The organism is Flavivirga eckloniae (genome assembly GCF_002886045.1).
GTDB lineage: Bacteria > Bacteroidota > Bacteroidia > Flavobacteriales > Flavobacteriaceae > Flavivirga > Flavivirga eckloniae.
In genome coordinates, this window is sequence record NZ_CP025791.1 from 5,545,983 (window position 1) to 5,567,257 (window position 21,275).

Sequence of the window (21,275 nt, forward strand, 5' to 3'; positions counted from 1 at the left end):
GTATATAGTATGACTTATGGAATAAAAAAATAAAATTTTAATGAAAATAGGAATTGTTTGTTATCCAACATTTGGAGGTAGTGGTGTTGTAGCCACAGAACTTGGTTTAGAACTCTCTAAACGCGGACATGAAGTCCATTTTATTACCTATAATCAACCCGTGCGATTGGAGTTGTTAAGTAACAATGTACACTATCATGAAGTAAATGTTCCAGAGTATCCATTGTTTCACTATCAGCCATACGAGCTGGCTTTATCTAGTAAATTGGTAGATATGGTAAAGCTCCACAAAATAGATATTCTACATGTGCATTACGCTATTCCACATGCTTATGCCGCTTATATGGCAAAGAAAATGTTACAGGAAGAAGGTATTTATGTCCCCATAGTTACAACGTTACACGGTACAGATATAACCCTTGTAGGAAGTCATCCATTTTATAAACCGGCAGTAACATTTAGTATTAATAAATCTGACGCAGTAACAGCGGTATCGCAAAGTCTAAAAGACGATACGTTAAGATTGTTCGATATTAAAAATGATATTCATGTAGTGCCAAACTTTATCGATCTGGATAAATACAATCATGACTTCACAGATTGTCAGCGTGAAATGATGGCCAATGACAGCGAAAGAATCGTTACCCATATTAGTAATTTACGTCCGGTAAAGCGTGCACAGGATGTTATAGATGTATTTAATAATATTCAAAAAGAAATGCCAGCTAAACTTATGCTGGTAGGAGAAGGTCCAGAACGTGAAAGGTTAGAATACCGCTGCCAGGAATTGGGCATTCTCGATAAAGTTATTTTCTTCGGAAAAAGTAACGAGATAGATAAAATATTGTGCTTTAGCGATTTGTTTTTACTACCTTCTAAAACAGAAAGTTTCGGATTAGCTGCTCTGGAAGCTATGTCGTTTGGTGTACCGGTTATATCAAGCAATACTGGAGGTATTCCTGAAGTAAATGCGCACGGCATATCCGGATTTTTGAGCAATGTTGGTGATGTGAAGGATATGACCAAAAATGCACTTCATATTTTAAGCGATAAAAAACGTTTACAGACATTTAAGGACAACGCCAGAAAAGAATCATTAAAGTTCGATTTGCATGCTATAGTACCGCAGTATGAAACTATTTATGAAGATACTTTGGCTAAGTGCCTGGTGTTATAAAGGTATTCTGTTTAATCTCTTTTCTTATAAATTTTAATATTTCCAGAATAGCCCTCTTTAGAAAAGGGATAATGCATAATTAATGTGGGTTCGATTTAAAACAAGTACATTTTACATCGAACTCATGTTAATCGCTACCCATATTTTACTTTCTAGATTCATTTAACAAGACTTATAAATATTGTATCAGGTTTTCTGTCCTTAAGCAGAATCTTTCCATAAAAATTAAGCCCCACAGTATTTGTTTTAGGAGTAAATCTAAGCCTTTCTATATCGTTAGGTACGGCATATAGTAGGTTAATAGGTCTTCAGTATAAAACTAATATTAGGGTGTAAAATGCTGTTTTTTAACATTTTATAAGAAAACGTTAAGAAAATACTACACTTATGTGTAGTAAAAAGTATAGTTAAAGGTGATAGTTTTATTGAACAACTCTAACTTAATTTTTAATGAGCCTGTTAAAACCGACTCTTTTTTTTCTATTTATTTCTTATTCATCATATGCTCAAATGAAGATAGTTGGGGTTGTAAAAAATTCTTCTAATGCAGCTATTGAATTTGCAAATGTAGTATTAACTAGTCCTGATGGTAAAATTATAGCAGGTAGTGTTACAGATGCTACAGGAGGCTTTGTTTTATCGGTTAAACAGGGGAATTATAAGTTGGTTATTAGTTTTATAGGTTACGAAGATTGGATAAAAAACATTTCTGTAAACACTAATAAAAACTTAGAAACTATAACGCTTATAGAGAGCAAGAATGAATTAGATGAAGTAGAAGTAGTCGCTAAAAAAAGGCTATTTGAAAGAAAGATTGATAGATTAGTATTTAATGTGGAGAATTCCTCATCTAATAATGGTGATATACTAAATGCTCTTAAAGTTACTCCAGGCGTTAGGGTTTTAGAAAATGGTATTTCAATAATTGGCAGAGACCAGGTTAGGGTTTTAATAGATGGTAAATTTTTAGAGCTAACCAGAGAAGATTTAGTAAATTATTTAAGAAGCATTCCTGCCGGAGATATTGCAAGTATCGAGGTGATTACATCGCCTCCAGCTAAATATCAAGCAGAAGGCAATTCGGGTTTCATCAATATTGTATACAAGAAAAACAAAAGCAATTCATGGAAGAATAACATTTTTACAGCTTACACGCAAAAAAGCTACCCTACATTATACTTAGGAAACACCTTTTCTTTGAAGAAAAACAAGCTTCAATTATATGCCAATGTAGGTTTAAATAAGGGGAATAGCGCTGTAGAAAGCACTTCGGATATTTACTATGAAGATTTTGAAAACAAAAGCAGAAGAAAATTTAAAAATGAGACAGACTTTTTATCAAGTAGATTCTCTTTAGATTATGATTTTTCAAGTAAAACGTCTATAGGAATTATTGCTCAACACTATACAATTCCCCAGAATAGCAGAGATAATGAAATATTAAATATTACTAATAATAACACCATTCGGGAGCGCTTTATTACACGCGCAAACTCAGACCAAAAAAGCAAAATAGCATCTTATAATTTACACTTAATACAAAAATTAGATACGTTAGGAAGACAATTCTCTATTGACGTAGATTATTTTGATTTCAATAAAGATAGAGAACGTTATTTTTTCACAAATCAGGTTAATGGAAGTGATGAACTAATTAACAATTTTGAAGCTTTAAACTATGGAAAACAAGATATAGAAAATTACAGCTTTAAAATAGATTTTGAGTATCCAACCAAATTTGTAAACATAAGCTTAGGTTCAAGAATATCCTTTACAAATATAACAAGCGATACCAAGCTTTTCAATATAGAAAATGGAGAAAACATATTAGATACAGAGAATAGTAATGTATTCAATTTTGAAGAAGATATTCAAGGTGTCTATATCGATTTTTATAAAAAAATTAATGAAAAGTGGCAAGCAAAATTAGGTGCCAGGCTTGAAAACACTGAAACTAGGGGAGAACTTATAACGAATGAAACGGTAAATAGAAACTCTTATTTAAAGTTGTTCCCAACAGCCTTTATTCAATATAATATAAAAGAAAACAGAAGTTTAAATTTTAGCTATAACAAAAGGCTTAACAGGCCTAAGTATTGGGAGCTAAACCCATTTAAATGGTTTAGAAATCCAAATTCGTACTCAGAGGGCAATCCGTTCCTGTTACCAGCTATTACAGATAATTTTAATTTACGGTATACCATTAATAAAAACTTAACGGTATCATCTTCATTTTCAACTACAGATCAAGGTTCCGGACAGATTACACTACTTAACGAAGGAGATATTAATCAAATATATACTCGAGATAACTATTATAAAAGTGATACATACAGAGCTCAGGTTTCATACGACTACAGAAAAATAAAATGGTGGGATAGTCATTTTCAAACATCCGTTTTTCATACAGATGTAAAAGTAAGACCACTATATAGAAACATTGTTAATGTAAATAATGGAACTGGGGTTTATTTTTCTACCAATAACACCTTTTCACTCTGGAACAATTTAAAGTTCGATTTAAGTTTTTGGTACAGTGCCCCAAACAAAGTTTTCTTTGAAAAAAGGGAAGCCAAAAGCCTCGATTTCGGAATTAATTTTTCCTTTTTAGGCGAAAAACTACAATGTAATATTAATGCTTATGATATTCTTAAAACCAGTAACAGAGATATCATAGTTTATACAAAAAACATTAGACAGGTGTATAATGATTACTACGACAATCGGCACTTTGTACTTTCATTAAGATATAGTTTCGGAAATAAAAAAGTAAACGTTAAGTCCAAGGATTTTGGAAATGACGAAGAAAAAAATAGAGTAGACTAAATAGAATTAAAATATTGCTTGCAAGCGTGGAGTGAAGAGGAGTTATCCTCCCAAAACAATGACTCGATTATTAATTTTTTAATTTTTTGTATTATGAAAAAAAGTTCAAATTTCAACAATTTGGTTTCTAAAATGGAATCATTGACGGAAACTGACTTAGGAAAGTTGAAAGGTGGTATCAAAGTACTAAATGCTATGATTGAACATGATGGTTGCGGATGTAACTCATCTCAGTGTAGCTGTAGTAATGGTACTTGTGAGCCTAAAATTAAATAAGTCCTTTGCAATTAGAGGTTTATTACAAACCTCTAATTGTATTTTTTATAATACGAATAAGAACCATTTACTATGAAAGCCAGTCGATATAATGTATTTTATCCTAAAGCGGATAAAATTATAGGTTATAATTCCATATCAGATAATTTTATTGTTTTGGAACCCATACTTCATGAGTTATTTGAAGCTAGTATTAACGAGAATCTAATTGATGAATTAAAAAATGTTCATTTAGATTTATATGATATTTTAATTGATAAAGGGTTTGTTATTAATGAAAACATTAATGAATTAGAGGTCATTAAAGGAATTAGTGACAAAACAGATTATAATGATGCTACTTACGAGCTAATCATTAATCCAACCATGAATTGTAATTTTAAGTGTTGGTATTGCTATGAAACTCATATCAAGGATTCAAAAATGAATAGTGCTACTTTAGAAAAAGTAGTGAAGTTTGTAGACAATGTGTTAGAGGGAAAAAAGGGGAAACTTAAAAATTTTACATTAGAATGGTTTGGAGGTGAACCACTATTATATTTCGAAAAAACAGTATTACCTATACTTAAAGAGGTATACCCTAAAATGTTGGCCAATAATATTAATTTTAGATCAGGGTTTACTTCTAATGGGTTATTGATAAATCAAGATGTTATTGAAAAGTGTAAAAAGTATGGCGTTGAAAACTTTCAAATTACTTTAGATGGACATAGAGAACGTCATAATCAGGTGCGATTTGTTTCCAAGCAAAGAGGATCTTACGACGAAATTATTGCAAATATAAAATTGTGTTTACAAAATAAATTAAAAGTAATTACAAGAATTAATGTGTCGGACGAGACTATTTCCGATCTGTTAAAAGTAATAGGTGATTTTAAAGATATTTCTCCAAAAGATAAAAAATACTTAATATTTTCTTTTCATGAAGTTTGGCAGGAAGAAAAAGATTTAACAGCAGATATTTCTGGTATTGTAGAAGAATTTAGAAGAAATAACCTAAGGTGTGCTTACATTGGAGAAAGAAATGCTTCAATAACATCGTCTTGTTATGCAGATAAGTTAAACCATGCAACAATTAATTACAATGGGGATGTTTTTAAATGCACAGCAAGAGATTTCGAAACAAAATCGAGAGAAGGTGTGTTACAAGATACAGGAATAATAGAATGGAATGAAAAATTCCAAAAAAGAGTATATGATACAAGATTTAAAAACAAACCATGTTTAGAGTGTAAAATTTTACCAATATGTAACGGCGGGTGTTCGCAACACAGAATCGAAAACGAAAATGAAGACTATTGTATTTATGGATTTAATGAGGATCATAAGCTTAATATCATTAAAGAGAAGTTCAGTAGCAGATTAGTTGATTCAATGCCTTCAGAACATTATGATGTTACTATCAATAAATTATTAAGTATAAATTTCAATGCCTTTAAGGTTAATGAACCCCAAATATATCAGGAAACTTTTAAACAATTCTTTAGTGAAGAAGTAAGTACCGAAAACTTCGCGATCGTTAATGAAATAAATGATATATATGTTAATTTGATTACTTCTCTTAGAAAAATGCAATTATCAACCTATCAAGATAAGCATGCAGACATAGAGAAAAAATTAGCGGCTTCGAAGTTAAATGACAACGAAGTAAAAGTTATAGATATGTCGTCCTTACCCCTAAAAGCATATTATTATTACAAAATTGAAGATTACGAACAAGCATTGTATTTAACCAATGGCTCTATATTAAATGATGATTTCTTTTTAGAAAAATATCCTTTTTTGTACGGACACAAAGTGCAACAAATACATAACATTATTAGAATTTATTTTAAACAAGAAAAATTCAAGGAAGCTTGTTTGTTAAACAATGATATACTAAATCATTTAATTTTAGGAAATAAGGTAACTTACGAAGTAGGGTATTGGTACGATTCATATAAAATTGAAAATAGCCCAGAGATGATTAACATGATATACCAGATATTCTCTGAAACCCTAAGCGTTATTACCAATTTAAGTAATAATGGAGAAAAAGAGCGGGAATTGTTTCAAACGGCATTTAAAGGTTTAATAGCATGTCCTGATATTGAAAGTTTAGACGAAAACCTACTTCCTTTATTGATTTTTGTTAAGATAAAAGCGCAATTATTTGAAAATCCAGATATTAATAAAGTGCGAGAAGAATTGGATAGTTTAATTGATGTATCCTTAAACTCGGAATACTCATTTTTCATGAAGTCTTTATTCTACAGTCTTTTTGTTACATTAGGTATTAATGGTCATCAGGACAATAAAAGAGAATTCATGAGAGTTCATGCCACCTAATTTAAAGCACGCCTATGAAATTTTCACCCCAACAAGATCAAATGGATTGCGGGCCAGCTTGTTTAAGTATGGTAGCAAGTTATTATAAGAAAAAATTCCCTCTACAGTATTTAAGAGAGTATTCTTTTATCTCTAGAGAGGGAGTTTCCTTGTTAGGTATAAGTGAAGCTGGGAAAGAAATTGGCTTTGAAACATTCTCTGCCAAAATAACGGTAGAAAAACTTATAGAAAATATAAATACTTTCCCTTGTATTCTACATTGGAATCAAAATCATTTTGTTGTTTTACACAAAATAAGCACAAAGCTTTTTTCAAAAAAAAGAATATTCCATGTTGCAGATCCTGCACATGGTATGGTTAAACTTAATGAGGAACAATTTAAAAATAATTGGATCTCACAAGGCGATAATGGCATTGTTTTATTTTTAAATCCAACAGAAAGGTTTCTGGAGACAGAACCTCCAAAAAGTGAAAAATTATCAGTAAAATACCTCTTTAATTATCTGGTACCTTATAAAAAGAAATTAGGGATTTTGTTTATGCTTCTACTAGTGGGAAGTGGATTGGCTTTAGTATTTCCATTTTTAACACAAGCGCTTATAGACGATGGTGTTAACGCCAAAAATATTAATATCATTTTCTTGATTTTATTAGCACAACTTGGCGTTTTCCTAGGCTCAATAACCATTGAGATTTTTAGAAATTGGCTGATGCTCTATGTTGGCACACATTTAAGTATAGATATTATATCAAACTTTTTAAAGAAAATGTTACGCCTTCCAATTAAGTTTTTCGATACAAAAACAATGGGAGATTTTAATCAACGCATTCAAGATAACGATAGAATAGAGGAATTCTTAACATCCCAGAGTTTAACAACGTTCTTCTCCATAGTAACTTTCTCAGTCTTTTTTGGCGTTTTATTATACTACGATTATAAAATACTATTGGTATATCTCACATTAACCCTTGTTGCTATTTTATGGTCGTTCTATTGGCTAAAAAAACGTAAAATTTTAGATTATTACCGTTTTCAACAGCGAAGCGATAACCAGGAATCCATATATGAAATGCTTAATGGCGTTATTGAAATGAAGCTCAATAATTTTGAAGATTTTAAAAGGAATGAATGGGAAAATATTCAGAAAAAACTATTCACTTTAAATATTCGGATTTTAAAGGTAAATCAGGTTCAATTGTCTGGTTTTGAGTTTGTAAACCAATTAAAAAACATTTTAGTAACCTTTCTGGCTGCAAACTACGTTGTACAAGGCAGTATGACATTAGGGATGTTATTAAGTATCTCATATATCATTGGTCAAATGAATTCGCCAGTGAATCAATTAGTTAATTTCTTCAGATCATTACAAGACGCAAGGCTTAGTTTAGAACGTTTAAGTGAAGTACAAAACTTAGCAGAGGAAGAGACAGGTACTCTAGATGAATTCGGAGAGGGGTTAGAGTTAAAGCAAATCGATATTTCTGAGGATTCGTTAAAACAAAACGGTATAGAAAAAGGGATTAAATTACAGCAATTAAATTTTCAATACGAAGGGCCTAAGTCGCCGTTTGTATTAAAGGACATTGATTTGTTTATACCCCAAGGAAAAATCACGGCAATTGTAGGAGCTAGTGGAAGTGGAAAAACAACTTTAATGAAATTATTGTTGCGTTTTTATGATCCTACAAGTGGTAGCATTAATTATAATTATGATGATATCCTAAATTTATCTCCCAGAAGCATTCGCGAAAGTTGTGGTGTTGTAATGCAAGACGGTTATATTTTTTCTGATACTATTGAAAGAAACATTGCTACTAGCGATATCGAGATTAATTATGCTAAATTACATCAGGCCTTAAAAGTTGCAAACATTGAAGAATTTATATTGTCATTACCACTTAGATTAAAAACAAAAATTGGCGCAGCTGGAAGTGGTATTTCTGGTGGACAGAAACAACGTATTTTAATTGCTCGAGCGGTTTACAAAAATCCACAATACATTTTCTTTGATGAAGCAACAAGTGCATTAGATGCAGAAAATGAAAAAATTATTCACGACAATCTTCAAGGGTTTTTTAAAGGAAAGACAGTATTAATAATCGCTCATAGGTTGAGTACCGTAAAAAATGCCGATCAAATCATTGTTCTAAAAAATGGACAAATAGTAGAGCAGGGAAATCATCAATTGCTTATTAAAAATAAAGCAGAATATTTCAATTTGGTTAAAAATCAGTTAGAGTTAGGAGCATAGTCACTAGTCTCTTTATTAAACAACATAGAAATGCTCCATAAAGCTTGGAAACAATAATCAATTATTTGTGTATTCGTGGCTAAAATAGTTATGGAAACTGAAGTAGCTGCAATAAAATTGCAGGATTTTAACCTTTAAAATTAATTTCACAAAAAAAGCGCCAATCACAGAACAAAGTCCAAGTGGGCGCCTTTTTCATATATGTTGTGTGTTTTTAACTTAGAACTGGTAACGAACACTAAGAGCTATATCAAAATCCAGATCATCGTTGTCGTAAACATCATCTCCAAAACCAATTTCTGGTCTAAAATCTAAAGATATTAATAATGGGATTTCAAAATTATATTCAATACCTATATCTCCAGCGGCAAAAAAGAAGGTATCTGTTGCTGTTCTACCGTTAGGAAGATCATTCTTAAAAGATCCTATACCACCACCGGCACCAACATACCAATGAAAAGAACCATCTAAAGGAAAGACCCATTGATACAATCCAGCTAATTTAAAACCGCTAAAATTAGATCCATCTCTCCAGCCCAAATCGAATTCCAATCTATTGATGTCACCTATAGCTCGTTGATAAGATACTTCAGCACCAAAACCATCGCTATCGCCCAATCGCAGTCCAATTGCGTTTTCTGAAATACTTTGAGCGTTTGATGTAAAAGCGAACCCTAAAATGGCGACTGATAATAAAAATAATTTCTTCATAAGTGTAAGTTTGTTTGATTAATGAAATATACGATGTTATTCAAAAAAAAGATTATTCTGTTAACATTTAGAATGCTTTAGCAAACATAACGACAAAATTGTATTTATATTTAACCTCTTTTTTAGATTTTTAAACATATTTATAAACTATGGGGTTAACTCCACATCTACACGTTTTAAAAGATAAACTCTCTGGAGAGCTATACTACGACGATTTAATAAAATCGGTGTATGCAACAGATGCTTCTGTGTATAGAATATTGCCATTAGCAGTGGCATACCCTAAAAATAAAGAAGACATAAAACAATTAATAGCTTTTGCTAAAACGCACAAAACCTCCTTAATTCCTAGAACGGCCGGAACGTCGCTAGCAGGACAATGTGTCGGAAAAGGTATTGTGGTAGATGTGTCTAAATATTTTACAAAGATTTTAGAATTAAACGAAAAAGAACAAACCGTTACCGTACAGCCAGGTGTTGTAAGAGATGCATTAAATAACTATTTAAAACCTTACGGTTTGTTTTTTGGTCCCAATACATCTACATCGAATAGATGCATGATAGGGGGCATGGTTGGAAATAACTCATCTGGAACCACCTCGATACAATATGGTGTAACTAGGGATAAAGTAATGGAATTGCATACCGTTTTAAGCGATGGGAGCGATGCTATTTTTGGTGAAATAACTTCGAATGAGTTTATTAATAAAACAAAAGAAAATACATTAGAAGGACACATTTACCAAATAATACATAAGGAGCTTGCTTCAGAAGCTGTTCAAAAAAGAATTGAGCAGACCTTTCCAAAACCAGAGATTCACCGTAGAAATACGGGGTATGCTATAGATGAATTGATAAAATCTGATGTATTTACAGATTCCTCAGAACAATTTAATATGTGTAAGCTTCTAGCTGGAAGCGAAGGAACACTGGCTTTTACTACGCAAATTACTTTAAAATTAGACAAGTTACCACCACCAGTAGGAGCTATGGTAGCGGTACACTTTGAAACGATAGAACATTGCTTAAAAGCTGTAGAGCCAGTTATGAAGCATAATCTGTACACCTGTGAGATGATGGATAAAACCATTTTAGATTGTACAAAGCATAACAAAACGCAACAAGAAAATAGGCGTTTTATTGAAGGCGACCCTAAGGCTATTTTAATGTGTGAGGTTAGAGCAGACAATAAAAACGATGTCGATCTTTTAGTTAAAGCGTTACTGGAAGAAATAAAAGCAACAGGTTTAAGCTATGCGTTTCCGGTGCTAGAGGGTGAGGACATTCAAAAAGCAAATAATTTACGAAGTGCTGGCTTGGGGCTTTTGGGAAATATCATCGGAGATAAAAAAGGAGTTGCCTGTATTGAAGATACCGCAGTAGCCTTACCAGATTTATCCAATTTTATCACAGATTTTGCAAAACTCATGGCAGGTTACAATCAAGATGCCATATACTATGCGCATGCTGGAGCAGGTGAAATTCATTTACGACCTATTTTAGATTTGAAAACGCAAACAGATGTCGCGTTGTTTAGAAAAATAACAACAGATGTTGCTTTTTTAGTGAAGCAGTACAACGGTTCTATGAGTGGTGAACATGGTGATGGTATTGTGCGTTCTGAGTTCATTACCATGATGATTGGAGAAGAGAATTACAAGATACTAACCCAAATCAAACAGACGTTCGATCCTGATGTTATTTTTAATCCGGGCAAGATTGTTAATGCGTTTCCTATGGACGAATCGCTGCGCTATGTTGCTAATAGAGAAGAACCAGAAATAGAAACACTAATGGATTTTTCAAAATCCTTAGGTATACTGCGCGAAGCAGAAAAGTGTAATGGTTCTGGAGATTGCAGAAAACTTCCCGAATTTGGAGGGACTATGTGTCCAAGTTATCGAGCTACCAGAAATGAAAAAGATACTACCCGAGCTAGAGCTAACGCATTACGCGAGTTTTTAACGAATTCGGATAAAGCAAATCGATTTGATCATGAGGAGTTAAAAACAGTTTTCGATCTATGCTTAAGCTGTAAAGCCTGTGCTAGTGAATGTCCCAGTAGTGTAAATGTGGCAGCTTTAAAGGCAGAGTTTCAATACCAATACCAAAAAGCAAATGGAGTATCTTTGCGCACAAAACTATTTGCTTATAATAATAAGTTGAATAGCTTAGGAAGTAAGCTGCCAGGTCTTACTAATTTTATGTTTTCTAATAATATAACAGCCTCTATTTTGAAACGGTCTTTTGGTATTGCTAAAGAAAGAACGTTACCGTTACTATCTAAACGTAGTGTAAATGCCTATTATAACATGTTCCAAATAAAAAGGCGTAGCGGTAATTACATTAAGAAAGTGTATTTGTTTAATGACGAATTTACCAATCATTTGGATGCTCAAATAGGTATAGATGCCTTAGAACTTTTAAATAAGTTAAATTACTCTGTAGAGGTGATTGATAATGTAGAATCTGGCCGCGCCTTTATATCGAAAGGTTTGTTAAAACAAGCTAAGGATTTAGCCAATAAAAACATTCAGGTTTTTAAAGACAAGGTTACAGAAGATAAGCCTTTACTGGGTATTGAACCTTCTGCTATTTTAACTTTTAAGGATGAATATTTAAAATTAGCCGATGATAAAGTTGCTGCAGAAAGCATTGCTAAATCCACGTTTTTAATTGAAGAATTTATTCAGCAAGAAATAGCATTAGGACATATAACGCCTGAGCAATTTACACTTGAAGAAAAGACTATTAAGTTTCACGGACACTGCCATCAAAAAGCAATGGCCAATCAATTATCGAGTTTTGCCGTTTTAAACCTACCAAAGAATTATAAGGTAACTATTATACCGAGTGGTTGTTGTGGTATGGCAGGAAGCTTTGGTTACGAAAAAGAACATTACGAGGTTAGTATGCAAGTAGGTGAGCAAACTTTATTTCCTGCCGTTAGAAAAGCATCACATGATGTGATTGTTTCTGCAAATGGTACCAGTTGCCGCCATCAAATAAAAGATGGCACACAACGAGACGCAAAGCACCCTATTACGATTTTAAGGGAGGCGTTGATTGATAGGGACTAGTTTTAATAAAGTTGAAATATATTCGGTTACAAGACCTGTCAGGTTTTAAAACCTAACAGGTCTGGAGATTAACAAAGAAAGTCTCCCTCATTTAACCAGTTCAAAGTCCAATACATCTTCTAGCTCTATTCCGTTTACAATAATGGAAAGTTTATGCTCACCTAAATAGAATTTACGGGTTGTAATTATCTTAAAAGGTTGTTTTCTAACAATATTTGTGGTGGAATTTTTGGGATAATTTTTTTCACCTATTGAAAACACTTTTCTAGATAGCGTGCCATTTGCTTTTTTATAGTATAGCCCATATTCTAATCGAATTTTAGAAGGTTTACTGCTTGTATTTACAAGGTTTAACGAGAACTCTAAAAATGTTCCAATTTTAACTTTTGGGGTGAGTATTTTAAAATCGGTCACCTTTATTTTATCAATCGACCCAAAACCAAATAAAGGCATAATTTCTGGGTTACCTTGTTTTAAAAGGGTTCTACTGGCATGTTTAATGACCCAATCGGTTTCTTTACTTTTTCCTTGCCATTTTTTAACAAGGCTAATAACTGTGTTAGGATGGTCTTTAGAAATGTCGTTTAAATTATTAGCCACACTTCTTCTTACATACTCCGACGGATCGTTTTTCAATGTTTCAAGAATAGGAATAATAGGAGCAGGGTTTTGCTTTAAAGAAGGAATCCCCATAGCCCATGGGAGTCTTGGTCTACAGCCTTCCGTTGCTAGCCGTCTAACAGACCTTTTCTTGTGGTTGGACCAAAGTACCATTTGCTTTAACATGTCATCCGGATACTTAATAATAAAAGGTCTAACGGCAAACTCGCAGCTTACAAATTGTGTAATAATTTCGAATGCTTTTATAGATGTTTGGTAATGCTCTAAACCATAGATTTCGATAAAATCTGGAAAAAATATGAATCCCAAATGGCTTTCTGCTTTAAAACCATTTTTTTCTAATGCAGGAATAAGTTTTAGAATAATTTCGACATTCAAGCTAAAATCATCCGATAAATGATCTTTAAATACAAGAGTTATGTGCCTCATACGCTGTTTTAATTCCCTGTTTTCCCATTCGGAATCGTATATATTCTTTAAAAAAGATGTCTTGTTGAAATCTGGAACAATCTCTTGAACCGAGGTTGTTAAGCGATTAAAGAATTCAGTATTATATAAGTTTTTTAATAATTCTGGCATGCTATGTTATTTTTTTAAATTTTGGCAGTAAACATTAATCTCCTGTAACAAATCTATAATATTCGCCTCTATAACTTCACTGTGAGCCTCTATTCTTAAAACTTTATCTATATCTTCCATATCGACCGTCCAACGGTTTATTCCCGGAATTTTGATAAAGGATTTTTCCACAGTTGCTAGTTTTTTTTGAGTATTGATATTTGTTTTAAATATTAAAATATTCATTTATGTATTGATTTTTTTGATTGATGGTTGTTTTAAGGTGTTTAGATCTGAGTAGAATAGAAGACAAACGACTGAGGAAATCAGTTTAATTTGAAATATTTACTGGCTGAGACCTGTCAGGTTTTAAAACCTGACAGGTCTGGAGAACAAAGAGTTAAAGAATTTATTATTTCATTGGTAAAGTCGTAAAGTTATACGAAAAATGAACCACTTCGACTCATAATGTTTTTAAACAACTGTAAAATTCATTATCGTTCGGTATCTATAACTACGTCTAAATGATAGAATTTCATTGTGCTTTCGTCTATCATACCAAAGTATATTTGTCCTAAGTTGTTTTCCATAATATGTTTAGATGCTTTTTTGGCGCTTTCCAGATCTGTCCAGTAAACAACATCCATCCACTGACCGTCATCGGTTCTCGAAAGTTTTCTGGAAATATATCCTTCGTAATTTTCCAATATGGCATTCATGCTTTTTGCAGCGTTAACAACGGTTTCTTTATCGAATTCTGGTTTCGTTTTAAATAGAACCAGTTCAACGGTTTCCACGTTACCTGGTTTGGAATCTGTTATTATTAAAGGGGTTGTAACGAGTATTATATTGGTTTTTGGGTCTGGTATCATCGTATTAAAAAACGTAAGGCAGGTTTCGCTTTTCATTTCTATATCTGCCGCTTCTTCAAAAGAATTAACATCGGTATAATAAACCAGTTCTGTTAAAAAATCGGGCTCATCATAAGAATAAGCCATTTTGCGCCCTAAATACCCATCAAATTCATCAACTATGGGATCGATAGCTCTAGAAAGTTCCAGAACTTTTTCTCTGGTGTATTCGGGCTTGTTTTTTGCAGTTACAAGTACTATAGTCCCGATTTTTTCTTTAGATGATTGTTCTGTCGTTGCTTCTTTTTTCTTTATATCCTTTTGCATGGTTTCTTTTTTCTGATTGTTACAGTTAAATACGATTAAGCATGTAAGGATTAATAATTGCCTCATGTTTTTAATATGCTTTTTAAGATTGTTTTGGCTCGTAGCGTATGAAAGGTTTACAAAATACTTTGCCATAAAATTTTATCGATAAGCCAGGTATCTTCCTTAACAAGAAATAGGTAGTCGCACCCTTTTCTATTTGGAGCCCAGTCCATTTCAACTTTTACAACGGCTATTCTATCTTGTTGATCAAGAATTTCAACTTTTGCTTCAGAGTCGGGCATGATATCAGATTTATTGTAATCTGTAACCCAATTTTTAATTTCTGTAATTTCTACGGTAGAAATATCCATCCAACTACCGGATTCGTAATTATACATAAATCCAGTTTTTGTTGCGTTTTTAGCAAAAAAAACATCAATTAGACTAACATCCATGCTTTTAAAAGCCAGAGGATAGTTTTTTGAAGTTTCAATTATTTCATTTTGTTCCATATTTTAATTTTTATAGTTATTAATTAATGGAACAAAAATAGAATGGGTGGGTGACAGCCTTATGTCAACAAGGTTCTGTTAATTGGCTAAAATATTTTGAAAGTGTAAAATCTTCTTGATAATCAAAGCTTTGTAGAGTGAGTTTTATTTTTAAAATCCTATCTAATCTAAATTCTCTTATTTCCTTTCTTAATCTACAAAAAGCTATCATTACCCAAGCTTTATCGGTATAATAAACACCTAAAGGCTCAACTTCTCTTAGTGTTTGTTCATTTTTATAGATTGAATGATAGGCGATTTCCAGAACATTAGTGTTGGTAATGGCTTTTTGAATGGTCGATAACCAATTACTTTCAAATGTTTCTTCTTTATATGGAGGTACGATTCGATTTTCTAGTTTGGCTATATTTTCTTTTTCAAAACTCCTTAAAACCGACTTGATTTTTATGAGAACCGAATTAAAGTCTTTTATAAGCGAAGTGTCTCCCTGATTGGAGATTAGTTTTTCCGATACAATTAAAGCGTTAGCTTCTTCTTCGGTAATCATTATAGGAGGTAATGAATAGCCATCAACAATAAAATATCCAGTACCATTTTCCGAACCAATGGGAACACCTGCTTCTTGAAGCGTTTTAATGTCTCTATATACGGTTCTTAGACTAATTTCAAATCTATTGGCTATCTCTTTGGCTGTTACTACTTTTTTAGATTGCAGTTGAATTAGAATGGATGATATTCTAGTAAGTCTGTTCATTGCACTAAGGTTATATTCTATTTATCCTGTATCAACTTCTTTATTAAGGTAATTTGCCCTAACTGGCAATAACTAATGTTCTATAATACCATTAATTTTTCCCTTAAATATGCTAATATGTTTTTTTAGTATAGACAGTCAGATAAACTACACTCATACAAATCTAGCAGAATTTTGTTGTAATAAAAAAGGAATTTGAATGGTTTAAAATAATGTGTATCCAAATATTAAGGACAATGCGCTATAATTAGAAATCCAAGCTGCATATTCATTTAAAACATTTCTTTTTATATTATATCTTAATTCTAAGCCGTATTTATCATTGTGTTTGTAACCTACACCAAAAGCCACGTTGGGACTTGATTTTAATTCTAAGCCTTCGGAAGTTACTGCACCATCTAAATCAAAAACGATGTTGGAACTACTACTAAAATCAAAAACGACCAAGCCATTAACAAATAGTTTAGAGTTGTTGTTTAAAAACAAATAATGTCTAATCCCAATAGGAAGTTCAATTGATTTATAGTCAACAGCTATCTTAGTAACACTTCTATCAGAGAATTCTTTTTCAGATTTGTAATATTGATACGTTGGTTCTATAATGAATGACCATTTGTTTCTATGATAAGGCATTATAAGTTCGGCTTCCATCCCAAATCTAAAACCTAATTTGTTATCAAAGTCAGCATTTCTTGAACTTCTTGCAGAATAATTACTATTCTCTATTTTTAAAGAAGAACTTTTTAAGCCTGGTCTTAGAGTTAAATTAAATATATCCCTTTTTTGTTTTTTCTTAAAGGTTATGTTTTCCGAATTATTACAGTCATTATACTTTCTAAATAAAGAGGTCAGGCTATTTTTTTTGTACTCTAAATTTTTAATTTGATTCATTGTAATGTTTTCACATTTCAAATCGTTTAGCAGTTGTTGCTTGTACCTTTCATTCTTTTGAATGACATCGTTTTCTGGTGTATACCTTTTAAAAACTAACTGACCAATTTTTGAATTTTCATTTTTATAAAAAAACCTTAACAAATTTGGCTCTTCGTAGGAGTATAGACTAGCTTTACTTTCAATTAAAACTTTTAAAAAAAGGATTTCTTTTTTAAACTTGGGTTCTTTAGTAGGGGTTAGGCTATTAATAATATTGCTTGATCGGTCTATTTCACCTTCAAACCTAATGTATTTTACTTCATCATAAATACCAAATTCTTTAACAGATTTTATGGTCAGCATTTTTTCCTCTCCTTCATTGGTTAATTTATAATCTAATGATGTTGGATTGGTTCTTGCCCCGATGTTTTTAATTAAGCATTCTGTTTTTTGACCATCATTATTAACAAAATAGCCTTTCTCGAAGGTGATTTGTGAGTAGATATTAAAGCTAAGAAATGTAATAAACAGGATAAGTAGTTGTTGTTTTTTCATTGTATCTTTTAGTGTAGGATTGGGGTTGTCTAATTCAATTAGTTGTATGTCAAATATATGCAAACAGCTACAATGAATGAAGATTTTACTTGACTAAAATGAGGAAAAAATAAACAGAAATAATGATAATGCTGATATTGAGTTGTTTAGGTTTTTTTGCCACGCTGCTCAACAATGGTAATGGCTGCTATTAGGTCTTTTATTTCCATGTTTTCTATGTCTTCATCGATATAAAAAGGAGCAAATTTATCTTTGTTGTAATTGTATATTTTCCAACGGTTAAATTGATGCTCAAGTGCTGTGAAATTTTCTACCCAGTCACCAGAGTTTAAATACATGGTCTTACCGTATTTATTTTCTCTATACTCCATTTTTGGTTGGTGAATATGTCCGCAGATTACGTAGTCATAACCATTTTCGATGGCTAGGTCGGAAATAACTTTTTCATAATCATTAACATACTTAATGGCGCCTTTAACACCATTTTTTACTTTTTTAGATAAGGAGTAACGTTCCTTCCCGCGTTTTTCCAAATACCAATTAACCAAACGGTTAAGAAGAGTAAGTAGATTGTAACCATAACCCCCTAGTTTAGCCAACCATTTTGCATTTTGTATAGAAACGTCAAATACATCCCCATGAAAGAACCAGGCTCTTTTTCCGTTTAATTCCAGAACAAGTTTATCAACGATAGAAATGTTACCAATAGTAGTATTGCTAAATTTGCGTAACATTTCGTCATGGTTTCCAGTAATGTAATACACCTCAACGCCTTCTGAAGCCATATCCATGATCTTCTTAATAACTTTTAAATGTGATTTAGGAAAGTAACGTTTGCTAAATTGCCATATATCAATAATATCGCCATTTAAGATTAGTTTTTTGGGCTCTATACTATTTAAATAGGTAAGTAGATGTTTCGCATGACAACCGTAGGTGCCTAAATGAACATCGGAGATGACAGCAATTTCTATTTTACGTTTAATTTTCAAGAACTAGGATATTAAGGTGGTTATTTTTACAAATTACAGGATTTTATATTATGTAAATATTATCTTATAATTATTTAAATATGAGTATTACGTTAAACAATTGTTATGATAATAAAATATGGAGGCTTTTTATTTGATTTTCGCAATTAATTAGCACTTTTTATCTAATTAATTTACACATAATATATAAATACATGAAATACAATGATAAGCCGATATTTGAAGTATATGATTTGGAAAAAAGCTTTATTTTAGCAGCAAAAATTTATTTATGGCGGGTAATTCCTTTGGAAAACTATTTAATTTAACAACTTATGGAGAATCTCACGGCCCTGCTTTAGGAGGCGTAATTGACGGTTGTCCACCAGGAATAGAGTTAGATCTCGAGGCAATTCAAAATGAGTTAGATAGAAGAAAACCCGGTCAATCGGCCATAGTAACACAACGAAAGGAACCAGATACCGTTAAATTTCATTCTGGTATTTTTGAAGGTAAAACAACAGGAACACCGATTGGTTTTGTTATAGAGAATACCAATCAAAAATCTCACGATTACACACACATAAAAGATAGTTACAGACCAAGTCATGCCGATTATGTGTACGATAAAAAATATGGTATTAGAGACTACCGTGGTGGTGGACGAAGTTCTGCAAGAGAAACATCATGCCGAGTAGTTGCAGGAGCTATAGCCAAACAAATACTAAAGGATATTGAAATTACAGCTTATGTTTCTGGTGTTGGTACCATGACGCTTGATAAGCCTTATACCGAATTAGATTTAACAAAAATTGAGTCGAATATTGTAAGATGCCCAGATCAAGCTATGGCAGATGATATGGAGGCTTACATAAAAGGAGTTCGTAGTAAAGGAGATACCGTTGGAGGTATTGTAAGTTGCGTTATTAAAAATGTTCCGGTAGGTTTAGGAGAACCAGTATTCGATAAATTACATGCCGAATTAGGAAAAGCCATGCTTTCTATTAATGCTGTAAAAGGATTTGAATACGGTAGCGGTTTTGAAGGTAGTACTATGTATGGAAGCGACCATAATGATTCGTTTAATAACGATGGTAGTACAAAAACTAACTTTTCCGGAGGTATTCAAGGTGGTATTAGTAACGGTATGGATATCTATTTTAATGTGGCTTTTAAACCTGTAGCAACTCTTATTCAGAAATACGAAACGATAGATAAAGAAGGTAATACCGTAGAAATGCAAGGTAAGGGAAGACACGATCCTTGTGTTGTTCCAAGAGCAGTACCTATTGTAGAAGCTATGGCAGCATTGGTTTTAGCAGATTTTTACTTGATTAATAAAATGTATCGTTAGGAGTTGTTTTCTACTTTCTTGTCATTCCAATAGTTTATAATGATGTCTAGTCGGAGTAAAGGCAGAACCCCCTTGGAAAAATCGTTGAGATAAATAAAATTACCTCGTAATGGTGTTTCAATCTAGGTTAAAATATTTTATAATCGATTAAAGCAATTTTATAAGATTTTATTTAGGTTATCTATGTTAATAGAGCAGTATGGTCTAAATTATTGTATAAATTAGCAGGGTGAATACATGTTCGTCAATTTAACCAAAAAAACATGAATAGGTACCTACTAATTACTACCTTTTTGTTGAGCCAAATCCTATGTTCAGCCCAAAATCCTTTCATTACACATATGTACACAGCAGATCCATCTGCCAGAGTTTTTAACGACACATTGTATGTATATCCATCTCACGACGAAGACGATGCTACCAATTTTAGTATGAAGGATTGGCACGTATTTTCTACTACAGATATGCAAAACTGGACAGATCATGGCGTTGCATTTTCTTTAAACGATATTACTTGGGCATCATCAAAAGCCTGGGCACCAGATTGTATTAAAAGTAATGACAAATATTATTTCTACTATCCCGTAGAACAAAGCAAAATAGGCGTAGCAGTGAGCGATACACCTTATGGACAGTTTAAAGACCCATTAAACAAACCTTTAATAGACATTAATACGGAAGGTGTGGTTTGTAACCGCGACTTTATCGACCCGGCTGTATTTATCGACGACGACGGGCAGGCATATCTTTATATGGGACAATTAGTGGTTAATGCCATAAAGCTTAATAAAGATATGACATCTTACGATGGCAAAGTACACCTGTTGGAAGGTACAGATAACTTTTTTGAAGCCATTTGGATGCATAAGCATAAAGGCGTTTATTATCTGTCGTATGTTGGAACTAGTGGAGAAATTAAGTATTGTACCAGCGATAATCCGCTAGGTCCCTTTGAATATAAAGGCGTTATTTTGGAGAAAATGAATAGCGGAACTAATCACCATTCTATTGTAGAATACAAAGGGGAGTGGTATATGTTTTACCATAATTCCGATTTGTATTTTAATAACCATCCTGAGGTAGAACCAAAGTTTGGTTGGGGGCATAAAGGTAGCCCACATCCGTTTCGCAGATCTATTTGTTTTGATAAGTTGTATTATAATGAAGATGGCACTATACAAAAAGTAGTAACTACAAAATAACAATAGCATTAACAAACACACTAAAAATACTTATATTGCTTTAAAATTTTACAATTAGTTAGACA

Annotated in this window: 16 protein-coding genes; 8 read left to right on the forward strand and 8 right to left on the reverse strand. The window is 32.4% G+C overall.

What is annotated here, in order from left to right; all coding sequences use genetic code 11:
• Positions 1-40: 40 nt before the first annotated feature.
• The 5 genes from bshA (at position 41) to C1H87_RS22795 (ending at position 8,859) form a co-directional block, all read left to right on the forward strand.
• A complete protein-coding gene (gene bshA / locus C1H87_RS22775; protein WP_102758028.1) occupies positions 41-1,177 on the forward strand; it encodes an N-acetyl-alpha-D-glucosaminyl L-malate synthase BshA in 1,137 nt (378 codons plus the stop codon).
• 510 nt (positions 1,178-1,687) lie between these two features.
• Positions 1,688-4,003 (forward strand): TonB-dependent receptor, encoded by a 2,316-nt coding sequence (locus C1H87_RS22780; protein WP_158655340.1) that lies wholly within the window; start codon positions 1,688-1,690, stop codon positions 4,001-4,003.
• Between the two features lie 132 nt (positions 4,004-4,135).
• Positions 4,136-4,279, forward strand: a complete 144-nt coding sequence (locus tag C1H87_RS22785; RefSeq protein ID WP_158655341.1) for a hypothetical protein — start codon at positions 4,136-4,138, stop codon at positions 4,277-4,279.
• Positions 4,280-4,351: 72 nt separating this feature from the next.
• Positions 4,352-6,607 (forward strand): radical SAM/SPASM domain-containing protein, encoded by a 2,256-nt coding sequence (locus C1H87_RS22790; protein ID WP_102758031.1) that lies wholly within the window; start codon positions 4,352-4,354, stop codon positions 6,605-6,607.
• Between the two features lie 14 nt (positions 6,608-6,621).
• Complete coding sequence (locus C1H87_RS22795) at positions 6,622-8,859, forward strand: peptidase domain-containing ABC transporter (protein ID WP_102758032.1); 2,238 nt, start codon at positions 6,622-6,624, stop codon at positions 8,857-8,859.
• A 219-nt stretch (positions 8,860-9,078) separates the two neighbouring features.
• Here the strand turns inward: C1H87_RS22795 and C1H87_RS22800 are convergent, their stop codons facing one another.
• Positions 9,079-9,570 carry an outer membrane beta-barrel protein gene (locus C1H87_RS22800; protein WP_102758033.1) on the reverse strand — a complete coding sequence of 164 codons (492 nt, stop codon included), beginning with the start codon at positions 9,568-9,570 and terminating at the stop codon, positions 9,079-9,081.
• A gap of 149 nt (positions 9,571-9,719) precedes the next feature.
• On the opposite strand from C1H87_RS22800, the gene C1H87_RS22805 reads away from it, so the two are divergent.
• The gene (locus tag C1H87_RS22805; protein WP_102758034.1) at positions 9,720-12,650 is read left to right on the forward strand and encodes an FAD-binding and (Fe-S)-binding domain-containing protein; all 2,931 of its coding nucleotides are present in this window, start codon (positions 9,720-9,722) and stop codon (positions 12,648-12,650) included.
• Between the two features lie 87 nt (positions 12,651-12,737).
• Here the strand turns inward: C1H87_RS22805 and C1H87_RS22810 are convergent, their stop codons facing one another.
• The 7 genes from C1H87_RS22810 to C1H87_RS22840 form a co-directional block, all read right to left on the reverse strand.
• Positions 12,738-13,850, reverse strand: a complete 1,113-nt coding sequence (locus C1H87_RS22810) for a DNA alkylation repair protein (protein ID WP_102758035.1) — start codon at positions 13,848-13,850, stop codon at positions 12,738-12,740.
• Between the two features lie 6 nt (positions 13,851-13,856).
• A complete protein-coding gene (locus C1H87_RS22815; protein ID WP_102758036.1) occupies positions 13,857-14,075 on the reverse strand; it encodes a hypothetical protein in 219 nt (72 codons plus the stop codon).
• 248 nt (positions 14,076-14,323) lie between these two features.
• Positions 14,324-15,142 (reverse strand): antibiotic biosynthesis monooxygenase family protein, encoded by an 819-nt coding sequence (locus C1H87_RS22820; protein WP_102758037.1) that lies wholly within the window; start codon positions 15,140-15,142, stop codon positions 14,324-14,326.
• Complete coding sequence (locus tag C1H87_RS22825; RefSeq protein ID WP_102758038.1) at positions 15,124-15,501, reverse strand: nuclear transport factor 2 family protein; 378 nt, start codon at positions 15,499-15,501, stop codon at positions 15,124-15,126. The genes C1H87_RS22820 and C1H87_RS22825 overlap by 19 nt, the downstream gene beginning before the upstream one ends.
• A gap of 64 nt (positions 15,502-15,565) precedes the next feature.
• Positions 15,566-16,255: a helix-turn-helix transcriptional regulator gene (locus tag C1H87_RS22830; protein ID WP_102758039.1), complete on the reverse strand. Its 690-nt coding sequence runs from the start codon at positions 16,253-16,255 to the stop codon at positions 15,566-15,568.
• Between the two features lie 204 nt (positions 16,256-16,459).
• Positions 16,460-17,683, reverse strand: a complete 1,224-nt coding sequence (locus C1H87_RS22835) for a porin family protein (RefSeq protein ID WP_102758040.1) — start codon at positions 17,681-17,683, stop codon at positions 16,460-16,462.
• 146 nt (positions 17,684-17,829) lie between these two features.
• On the reverse strand, positions 17,830-18,675 hold the full coding sequence (locus C1H87_RS22840; RefSeq protein WP_102758041.1) for a UDP-2,3-diacylglucosamine diphosphatase: 846 nt from the start codon (positions 18,673-18,675) through the stop codon (positions 17,830-17,832).
• A gap of 271 nt (positions 18,676-18,946) precedes the next feature.
• Here C1H87_RS22840 and aroC point away from each other — a divergent pair, with 271 nt between their 5' ends.
• Both aroC and C1H87_RS22850 read left to right on the forward strand, forming a co-directional pair.
• Positions 18,947-20,008 carry a chorismate synthase gene (gene aroC, locus C1H87_RS22845; RefSeq protein ID WP_102758042.1) on the forward strand — a complete coding sequence of 354 codons (1,062 nt, stop codon included), beginning with the start codon at positions 18,947-18,949 and terminating at the stop codon, positions 20,006-20,008.
• A 263-nt stretch (positions 20,009-20,271) separates the two neighbouring features.
• Positions 20,272-21,210 (forward strand): family 43 glycosylhydrolase, encoded by a 939-nt coding sequence (locus C1H87_RS22850; RefSeq protein ID WP_102758043.1) that lies wholly within the window; start codon positions 20,272-20,274, stop codon positions 21,208-21,210.
• The last annotated feature ends 65 nt before the right edge of the window (positions 21,211-21,275 follow it).

Excerpts from the sequence above, each read along its gene's own strand:
- bshA (WP_102758028.1), top strand. The coding sequence starts at position 41 with ATGAAAATAGGAATTGTTTGTTATCCAACATTTGGAGGTAGTGGTGTT.
- C1H87_RS22780 (WP_158655340.1), top strand. The coding sequence starts at position 1,688 with ATGAAGATAGTTGGGGTTGTAAAAAATTCTTCTAATGCAGCTATTGAA.
- C1H87_RS22785 (WP_158655341.1), top strand. The coding sequence starts at position 4,136 with ATGGAATCATTGACGGAAACTGACTTAGGAAAGTTGAAAGGTGGTATC.
- C1H87_RS22790 (WP_102758031.1), top strand. The coding sequence starts at position 4,352 with ATGAAAGCCAGTCGATATAATGTATTTTATCCTAAAGCGGATAAAATT.
- C1H87_RS22795 (WP_102758032.1), top strand. The coding sequence starts at position 6,622 with ATGAAATTTTCACCCCAACAAGATCAAATGGATTGCGGGCCAGCTTGT.
- C1H87_RS22800 (WP_102758033.1), bottom strand. The coding sequence starts at position 9,570 with ATGAAGAAATTATTTTTATTATCAGTCGCCATTTTAGGGTTCGCTTTT.
- C1H87_RS22805 (WP_102758034.1), top strand. The coding sequence starts at position 9,720 with ATGGGGTTAACTCCACATCTACACGTTTTAAAAGATAAACTCTCTGGA.
- C1H87_RS22810 (WP_102758035.1), bottom strand. The coding sequence starts at position 13,850 with ATGCCAGAATTATTAAAAAACTTATATAATACTGAATTCTTTAATCGC.
- C1H87_RS22815 (WP_102758036.1), bottom strand. The coding sequence starts at position 14,075 with ATGAATATTTTAATATTTAAAACAAATATCAATACTCAAAAAAAACTA.
- C1H87_RS22820 (WP_102758037.1), bottom strand. The coding sequence starts at position 15,142 with ATGGCAAAGTATTTTGTAAACCTTTCATACGCTACGAGCCAAAACAAT.
- C1H87_RS22825 (WP_102758038.1), bottom strand. The coding sequence starts at position 15,501 with ATGGAACAAAATGAAATAATTGAAACTTCAAAAAACTATCCTCTGGCT.
- C1H87_RS22830 (WP_102758039.1), bottom strand. The coding sequence starts at position 16,255 with ATGAACAGACTTACTAGAATATCATCCATTCTAATTCAACTGCAATCT.
- C1H87_RS22835 (WP_102758040.1), bottom strand. The coding sequence starts at position 17,683 with ATGAAAAAACAACAACTACTTATCCTGTTTATTACATTTCTTAGCTTT.
- aroC (WP_102758042.1), top strand. The coding sequence starts at position 18,947 with ATGGCGGGTAATTCCTTTGGAAAACTATTTAATTTAACAACTTATGGA.
- C1H87_RS22850 (WP_102758043.1), top strand. The coding sequence starts at position 20,272 with ATGAATAGGTACCTACTAATTACTACCTTTTTGTTGAGCCAAATCCTA.